Below are 8952 nucleotides of genomic sequence, written 5' to 3' on the forward strand. Positions count from 1 at the left end.
TGCCAGTGCATTGGGGCTTTCCAGCCCTTCCGCGCTCGGGGCAGTACTCGCTTCATCCCCGACGGCACCTTCATCTACCCGCGGGGTTTCACCAACGGCTTCACTCAGGGGCAATATTCACCATTCAGTTGCGCGCTGGACGTTTAATTTTTTGTCGCTGGAAGAATTGTGTCTGGTCGTAAAACGTTTGGGCTTTTCGGCAATAGATTTAGTGGGCCCCAGTGAGTGGCATATCCTCAAGCAGCATGGAGTCGATTCCTCCATGTGTAATGGTGCTGAATTAAATCTGGAAGATGGTTGGGGCGATGCAAAATTTCATCAACCGCTGGTCGAAAATTATCGCAAGCATATCGATTTGGTCAGCGAAGCTGGCTATAAAAACCTGATTTGTTTTAGTGGCAATGCGCGCGGCAGAGATCCGGAAGACGGATTAAAGCAAGCCACAAAAGGTTTGAAAAAAATTCTTGCACAAGCGGAAAAGCGCGGCGTGATTTTGCAAATGGAATTATTCAATAGCAAGGTCGATCACCCGGATTATTTTGCCGATAACTCTGCATGGGGAATTGAGCTGTGCAAACGCTTGGATTCGCCCAATTTTAAATTGTTGTACGACATCTATCACATGCAAATCAGCGAAGGCGACATCATTCGCACCATTCAAAATAATCACCAGTATTTTGGCCATTACCACACGGCCGGTGTTCCGGGTCGCAATGAGATTGATGATTCGCAGGAGCTGTATTACCCCGCGATTGTTCGCGCTATTCACGCAACGGGTTTCAAAGGATATGTCGCGCAGGAGTTTATGCCCAAGCGCGCAACGGACAACGAAAAAATTGAATCGCTAAAAGCGGCAATCCGCATCTGCGATGTTTAATTTCCTATAAAAAAGTCGGTTTATCCAGAGGTACATCTATGTCTACTACACAACACTTTGATGCCATTGTGGTTGGTTCCGGCATTAGCGGCGGTTGGGCGGCGAAAGAGCTCACCGAAAAAGGGCTGAAAGTATTGCTGCTCGAACGCGGGCGCAATATTGAGCACATCAAAGATTACGTCAATGCCCACAAAGAACCGTGGGATTATCCGCATCGCGGTCGCCCGACGCAGGAAATGCAGCGCAATCACCCGGTGTTAAAGCGCGATTTTGTGCTCAATGAAGAAACTTATGGCATGTGGGCGAATGAACAGGAAAGCCCTTATGTGGAAAAGAAACCCTTTGATTGGTTCCGGGGTTATCACGTCGGTGGTCGCTCGCTCTTGTGGGGGCGTCAAAGCTATCGCCTCAGCCCTATGGATTTTGAAGCCAATCTGCGCGAGGGCATCGCCGTCGACTGGCCGATTCGCTATTCAGACATGGCGCCCTGGTACGATTACGTTGAGCGGTTCGCAGGAATTTCTGGCAGCCTTGAAGGTTTGGATCATCTCCCTGATGGCCAGTTCTTACCGCCGATTGAACTCAATATCGTCGAAAAAGACGTGGCGGCCAGAATCAAAAAAGCTTACGGCGGCAAACGTTTGATGATCAATAGCCGCACCGCTAACATCACCCAGCCCAAACCGGAGCAGGGCAGGGTCAATTGCCAATACCGTAATAAATGTTGGTTGGGCTGCCCGTTCGGTGCCTATTTCAGCACCCAATCATCGACGCTCCCAGCGGCCATGAAAACGGGCAATCTCACCCTGCGCCCCTTTTCTATTGTCAGTCAGGTGTTGTATGACAAAGACAAAAAACGCGCGCGCGGTGTAGAGGTGATTGATGCAGAAACCAACCAGACGTATGAATTCACTGCCAACGTGATCTTTCTCAACGCTACCAGTTTTAATTCGACCTGGATTTTGATGAATTCCGCCACCGATATTTGGCCGGATGGTTTGGGCAGTAGCAGCGGTGAGTTGGGTCACAATGTGATGGATCACCACTTCCGCGTCGGTGCTGGTGGAATTGTTGAAGGCTACGAGGACAAGTATTACTACGGTCGCCGCCCGGCGGGTTTTTATATTCCCCGCTTCCGCAACCTGGGCGATGAAAAGCGCAGTTATGTGCGCGGATTTGGTTACCAAGGCGCTGCCAGCCGCCAGGACTGGAATCGCGATGTGGCGGAAATGGGGGTGGGTGCAGATTTCAAAAATGCCCTGGCCGAACCGGGTGCATGGACTATCGGTATGACAGCCTTTGGCGAAATGCTGCCGCACCACGACAACCGGATTTATCTCGATCGCAAGGTTACCGACAAATGGGGCCTGCCCGTATTGGCGATGGATGTAGAGATCCGCGCAAACGAATTGGCGATGCGCAAAGATATGCAGCAGGATGCCATTGAGATCCTTGAGGCTGCCGGCGTTAAAAATGTCGGTGGTGCCGATTGGGGTTATTCACCGGGTATGGGCATTCACGAAATGGGAACAGCGCGTATGGGGCGCGACCCTAAAACTTCCGTGCTCAATGGTTTTAACCAGGTGTGGGATGCACCCAATGTCTTTGTCACCGATGGTGCCGCCATGACATCTGCCTCCTGCGTAAATCCATCGCTGACCTATATGGCAATGACTGCACGCGCTGTGGACCATGCGGTAAAAGAACTGAAAAAGGGGAATCTGTCATGAATCGCCGTGAATTATTAAAACTGATTGCCGCTACTACTGGTACTGCCATGATTGGTGGTTCTGCACTGTTAAGTGGTTGTGCCACCCAGACATCGGCTCGTTTTTCTGCGCAAAATATTGCGCTCCTGGATGAAATTGCGGAAACCATTCTGCCGCGCACCGACACTCCGGGCGCCAAAGATGCACAGGTCGGCCAGTTTATGAGTGTGTTTGTGACGGATTGCTACACGCTGGATGAACAGGCAATTTTTCATAAAGGCCTGATGACGCGCGAGGACAATTGCAAAAAAACTTACCGCCGCAGCTTTATGGATCTGCAACAAAATGAGCGGGAAGATTTTGTTAACCAACTTGATCGTGCCGCAAAAGCGGATATTGCCGCAGGCGGTATCCATTACTTCACTATGATCAAACAACTGACTTTGTTTGGTTTCTTCACGTCAGAGGTGGGGGGCACGCAAGTATTGCGTCATGCTCCGATCCCTGGTCGTTTCGACGGCAACATGGCCTACAAAGTAGGCGATAGAGGTTGGGCAACTAAATAAAGAAATACTGCAAAGTGGAACGGTGATTTTTCCACGCCGCGCAATCAACCCCGCCAGTTTTCTGCGCGGGGTTTTTTGTTGCGATAAAAAGTGAGCGCACACCGATCTTATGAGCTATTGACCACAGAACACTATCAGTAAAGAGCGCTATAGTGATTGATCAGACTTTCGTAAAGATACGCCGTATCGGGCAATGTTCTGCGAGGTAATCACCATGGAAAATTGCGTAAAAAAATCATTGTTTATATCCAGTTTTCTATTTCTTTTTTCGTGCGGTGGTGGTGGCGGTGACGGTTCCTCTGCCCAATCTTCGCAGGGAAATTCCGTTGCTGGTTCATCAGTTGCTCAATCATCAATGGGCAGTTCACTCGCGGGGTCGTCGGCATCGAGCAGTGTCTTATCCGGTTTGTCCGCACGGCCACAAAATACCACCTGTATTGCCCCGGCGCCTGTTAACTCCGGCACCCCAACCAGTATTAGCTGGCAAGCGGTATTTCCGTCACTCCCTAATATTTCCAATGCCACAAATTTATTGCAGGCACCGGGGGATAATAATTATTGGTACGCAACACGTCAGCCCGGCAGGGTGGTGCGTTTTCAAAATAATGCGACGGCTAATGCGCTGACGGAAATTTTGAATATTGAAGACCGTGTGGATTTTTCCGGCGGTGAAACCGGTTTGTTGGGGATGGTATTTCATCCACAATTTGAAACTAATCGCTACGTGTATTTCAATTATATCGGGCGCAATGCCAACAATAATATGGAAACGCGGGTGACGCGATTTGATGTGGCAAACAATGGAATTATTAATCGCGATTCAGAAATTATTTTGCTACGTTTTAATCAACCTTATTCCAATCACAACGGCGGGCAGATTGCATTTGGTGGTGACGGCTATTTATATATCAGCTCCGGTGATGGCGGCAGTGGGGGTGACCCACAACAAAATGGCCAGAACACCAACAATCTGCTTGGGAAAATTTTACGTATCGATGTGAATAACACCAGTGGCGGACGCAATTACGCGATTCCCGCTGATAATCCTTTCGCAGTTACTGGCGGCGCGCCAGAAATTTGGGCTTATGGTTTGCGCAATCCCTGGCGTTTTGGTTTTGATCGCGAAACCAACGAACTCTGGGTGGGTGATGTAGGGCAGGGCGCATGGGAAGAGGTGAATCTGGTTACGCGCGGCGGCAATTACGGTTGGGGCGATATGGAAGGCGATTTCTGCTACAGCGAGCGCGCCAATTGTTCCACTGCGAATAAAATTAAACCGGTGTTATCGATTAGCCACAACACGGGTGTTTGCTCGGTGATTGGCGGTTATGTTTATCGTGGTACACAATATCCTGCCGCTTACGGGAAATATTTTTTCACGGATTATTGCGTGAATACCATGCAATCAATTACGCGCAATAGTAACGGCAACATCAGTGTTAGCAGTCACGGTAATGTACCGGTCGATATAGTGTCCTTCGCGCAAGATAATCAAGGCGAACTCTATGCGATTGGCCAATCGGGTGCCGGTTCACAAATCGTTAAAATGCAAGCGACCGGAGGGCAATTGCAACCGGGCACTATGGCGGCGCGGTTATCAGCAACCGGTTGTGTTAATTCAGCCAATCCAACACTACCGGCACCGGCAATGATCCCTTACTCGGTTGCCAGCCCACTTTGGTCAGATGCCGCAGAAAAAGACCGATACTTTGCACTTCCCAATAACACCAAAATAGATTTAACGACTGATGGGGATTTTTTATTTCCAGTTGGCAGTGTGTTGATGAAACATTTCACATTGAATGAGCGTTTTGTCGAAACACGTTTATTTGCACGCGGTGAGTTTGGGTGGCAAGGCTTTAGCTATGAATGGCGCGACGACCAAACCGACGCGCTCTTATTAGCCGATGCCAAAGAAAAATCAATCGAAGGAGTGCAATGGCAATATCCCAGCCGCGGCCAATGCCTCACTTGCCACACACAGGCGGCGAATTTTTCACTGGGTTTGGAAACCCTGCAATTAAATAATTCCATGCTCTACAGCGCGAGTGGTATCAATGCACATCAATTAGATACGCTTACCCATATCAATCTTTTTTCTTCTGCAATTACTCCCACTCAAAAAGCGCAAACACTTTTTTCGCTTGGCGATCAAAACGCAACCCTGGCGCAGCGTGCACGCAGTTATTTGCACAGCAACTGCAGTAATTGCCATAGCCCCAACGGGCCTACACCAGTCACTTTGGATTTGCGCTACAGCACTGCGCTTGCCGCAACACAAACCTGCAATGTGCAGCCAGCAGCTGGCGATTTGGGAATTAGTAATGCACGCATTCTCGCACAGGGTGAACCTGAGCGCTCAGTATTGCTTGCGCGTATGAAAGTGCGAGATGTAAACCAAATGCCGCCGTTAGCATCACATGTGGTTGATCAAGAGGCTGTGGATGTTATAGCGGCATGGATTGGTGGGTTGGCAAGCTGCACACAATGAAAATCTAAACGGTAAGTAAATACACATTTCGTCATACCAGCGAAAGCAGGTATCCAGAAACCTTCGTCACTCCTGCGTTAGCATGAGTGACGAATAAATTAACTATCAAAACTCACCCGCTTTGCGCAACGTATTCATCTCTTGCCAAAAGCTCCGTTCATCAATCGCTTTTTGACGTAATTGTTCCAGCTCTGATTTTGGGAAAAGACGCCCCTGTTTTACAACGGCATCGGGATTCTGAAGAGTAGTTAAATTTTCCAGCGGATTATGTTTAGATAAAATCAAATCTGCGATAAAGCCGATAGCGACTTTCCCCAATTGTGACTCTTTCTCCAGCGCTTTGGCTGCATTAATAGTAGCAGCACGCAAGACTGCAATAGTGGGAAGCCCGGCTTGCTGCATCAATTCCATCTCCTTATGAGTAGCAAGGCCATGAGGTGATAATAATTCGCCGGAATCCGAGCCGACCAATAACAAAAATTCAGCTTGATACAGCTGCCAGGTAATGTCCTGCAAGAACGCCAGTGTTTTTTGATTGTGCTCAATCATCTCTGTCGGACTCTTGAGCCAGCGTTTAACTTGGTTCTGATTTGCCTCCAGCGCGATAATGGGTGAAATGTAATCTTTCGGTAAGGCGTTGATATAGGTTTGTTTTTGCGCGCTGATTTCGGTGAGTTGCCAAAAAATATTCAAGGTCGGCGTAATCGGTATGTCCAGCATTTTTAATTTAACAATGGCTTCGTCCAACTTCTGCTGATCCTGCTGATAATTCAGTGGCCCTTGAAAAATATCTTCAACATGCTCCAGTGACTGCAATCCTGCAAGCTCGTTCCACTCCATATCAATTGCTGGATGAGGGCCGTGTTTGGCAACGGGAATATGCTGTTTTTTGGCTTCGCGCAATAAGGCTTTCAACACCCGCGCATCCAAATTGCCATAGGCTTTTATCAGGTCATAACCTTGCTGTTTGGCCTTTACCACAACCTTGGTTGCTTCAGCAGGCGTTTGGGCTGTGTAGTGTGTGTGCGCATTTTTAAAACCGGAAATAATGGGGCTGCTCACAGTTAGGGTACTGCCAATTCTGTGGCCGGCTTCAAGTTCTTTGCGCCACTGTAAATGTTCTTTGACGCCGTTCATCAGCCGCACATGGGTAACACCGTGGGACAACGCGATAGTAAATGCAGCGGGGTCGAAGGCATGCACATGCATATCAATTAGCCCGGGCAGGACGTAACATCCCTTGCCGTCATGTTGGATATGGTGTTCTTCTGTAATCGGAGTTCGGGCAGGTTTAATAGCGGTGATCTTGCCATTATGTATTTGCAACTGGCGGTCTCTAATGATTTGGCCAGAGTCAATATCAACAATATGTACATTATCTATGTAAAGCAGTGAGCCAGGCTTTTTGCCGGAATCGTTGGCATAGCTCGGTAAGTGGTTAATTGCAGCAATGAATAAAATAAAGACTGTGAAAACAATAGTTGGCGTTTTCATAAAAGTGCTTCCTCGTAAATGATTGGATGCACTATTTCATGAGCGTGGGTTGTGGTCGTCTAATCCCTTGATACTAAACGGCTGGAATCTTGATTCTGTACGTATTGCTTGCTGCGAAACTCGCTCGGTGTCATCCCTGTTGCTTTCTTGAATGACTGATTGAACGTTGCTTTTGAACTAAACCCTGCAGCAAAAGCAAGATCGGTGAGGTTGGTGTTATCGTCAGTTTGTAACGCGCGTTTGATCTGCTCAATTCGATGCTGATTAATGTAGTCATTGAACGACATACCCGCGACCAGATTAATACATCTGGAAATGTCTCTTGTCGCCATACCCGATAAATTTGAGAGTTGGTCAAGGGTTAGGCGAGGTTGGCAATACCAATTCTGCGCACGGATTTCTTTATCGAGAATTGCAAACAGGCTTTGGTAATCTGCGGCAGATTCTTCGTTCTTTTTAGGTTCTGTGTTGGTCAAAGACGATTCGGCGATTGATGAACCAGCTAAAGTTTCTAACCCAGCCCGTCTATAGGTGAGAGTTAAGATGAGTAGCAGTAAGGCGGTGAAAAAAATAAAAGCATAGGTCGCATAACCGATCATATTTAATGCTGTACCTAGCTCGGGCTGAAAATTAAGTCTCACCAAATCTATTGCCCTAAAAAAAGTTGATGCACCAATTAACCATCCCAGCCAAGCTAAAGAAACTTCGTTTGCATCTGAACGCTGTGTTGTGAGCTGCCGATTAAATTCAATGATAAGTTTTAGTGTTAGAAATGCGTAGCCAATACGCCAGAGGGTGCCGACAGCGATGATTGATTGCGTATGGGCGGTGAAAGGTAAAAGCACTAACATGGGAAGAAAATGCCAAGTCGCTTGATAACCGACAGGGCCATTAATCAGTCGCTTGACGGCAAAATACAGTGCGGGGCCGTAGCCGAGTACAAAGACGGGAGAAATTAAATGCAGCTCGCGCGAAATATGTAGGTCTTCCAGTAGATTGGCTAACGCTGCAAGGCTCACCAACGCGAGTAGTAAGCATATCCCGCGATACGCGGGCGTTATCATGAACATCAAAGCGCCAAGCACTGCGATAGACAGCGTCCCTGCATTTAACAAACTGACCAGTATTACCAGATCCATTAAATTGATAATCTCTTTAATGCGCTTTTAAGGTGCCACGCAATCCAAACACTGCACATAAATTCCCTGCGGGTCATTCATGCGTTGCAAATCGCTCAGCGGTTTTAATGCGGGTGCGAGATTGTTTAATACATTGAGCGATGCAAAATTTTCCAGCAACGATTTTGGTGCGAATGTGCCCGCATGCCCTTGCGCGAGTGAGCGCAGGAATTCTTCTTTGGGTGAGAGTGGGCGCTGTACAAATTCCACTTTGTAACTGCTCAGTTTGGCTTCTTGCGCGATGGCGGTAATAACATCGTTCAGGGTGCCCAGTTCGTCAACCAAACCGATTTCTTTGGCTTTATTGCCGGTCCATACGTGGCCCTGGGCAATTTCATCAATGGCTTTCACTTCCTGTTGGCGTGCATCGGCTACCAGTGTGATAAAACGCTGGTAAATATTATCCACACCCATTTGTACAACCTTGCTGGCTTTTTCTGATAGTGGGCGATCAAGGCGCATAGTGCCCGCTAATTCAGTAGTGCCGACACCGTCAGTGTTAATACCAATTTTTTGCAAGGATTTTTCCAGCGTAGGGAATGCGCCGTATACGCCAATCGAACCGGTAATGGTAGTGGGTTGTGCCCAGATTTTATCGCCTGCGGTTGCGATCCAATAACCGCCGGATGCAGCGACT

General features: G+C 48.0%; 7 protein-coding genes. 4 read left to right on the forward strand and 3 right to left on the reverse strand.

All coding sequences use genetic code 11. The features are described 5' to 3' along the window. The 4 genes from ACWA6V_RS09000 to ACWA6V_RS09015 form a co-directional block, all read left to right on the forward strand. On the forward strand, positions 1 to 877 hold an 877-nt coding region (locus tag ACWA6V_RS09000; protein WP_449522168.1), incomplete at its 5' end, for a hydroxypyruvate isomerase family protein. Between the two features lie 38 nt (positions 878 to 915). Continuing rightward, a complete protein-coding gene (locus ACWA6V_RS09005; protein WP_449522169.1) occupies positions 916 to 2607 on the forward strand; it encodes a GMC oxidoreductase in 1692 nt (563 codons plus the stop codon). Next, the gene (locus tag ACWA6V_RS09010) at positions 2604 to 3152 is read left to right on the forward strand and encodes a gluconate 2-dehydrogenase subunit 3 family protein (RefSeq protein ID WP_449522170.1); all 549 of its coding nucleotides are present in this window, start codon (positions 2604 to 2606) and stop codon (positions 3150 to 3152) included. The genes ACWA6V_RS09005 and ACWA6V_RS09010 overlap by 4 nt, the downstream gene beginning before the upstream one ends. 214 nt (positions 3153 to 3366) lie before the next feature. Then, the gene (locus ACWA6V_RS09015; RefSeq protein ID WP_449522171.1) at positions 3367 to 5643 is read left to right on the forward strand and encodes a PQQ-dependent sugar dehydrogenase; all 2277 of its coding nucleotides are present in this window, start codon (positions 3367 to 3369) and stop codon (positions 5641 to 5643) included. Positions 5644 to 5748: 105 nt separating this feature from the next. Here ACWA6V_RS09015 and ACWA6V_RS09020 read toward each other — a convergent pair whose 3' ends face one another. The 3 genes from ACWA6V_RS09020 to ACWA6V_RS09030 form a co-directional block, all read right to left on the reverse strand. Continuing rightward, entirely contained in the window at positions 5749 to 7137 is a 1389-nt protein-coding gene (locus ACWA6V_RS09020) for an amidohydrolase family protein (protein ID WP_449522172.1), read from the reverse strand. Positions 7138 to 7196: 59 nt separating this feature from the next. Further along, the gene (locus ACWA6V_RS09025; RefSeq protein ID WP_449522173.1) at positions 7197 to 8252 is read right to left on the reverse strand and encodes a helix-turn-helix transcriptional regulator; all 1056 of its coding nucleotides are present in this window, start codon (positions 8250 to 8252) and stop codon (positions 7197 to 7199) included. Between the two features lie 51 nt (positions 8253 to 8303). Further along, the coding region (locus ACWA6V_RS09030) for a S49 family peptidase (RefSeq protein WP_449522174.1) at positions 8304 to 8952 on the reverse strand (649 nt) is incomplete at its 5' end.

Source organism: Cellvibrio sp. (assembly GCF_053579595.1).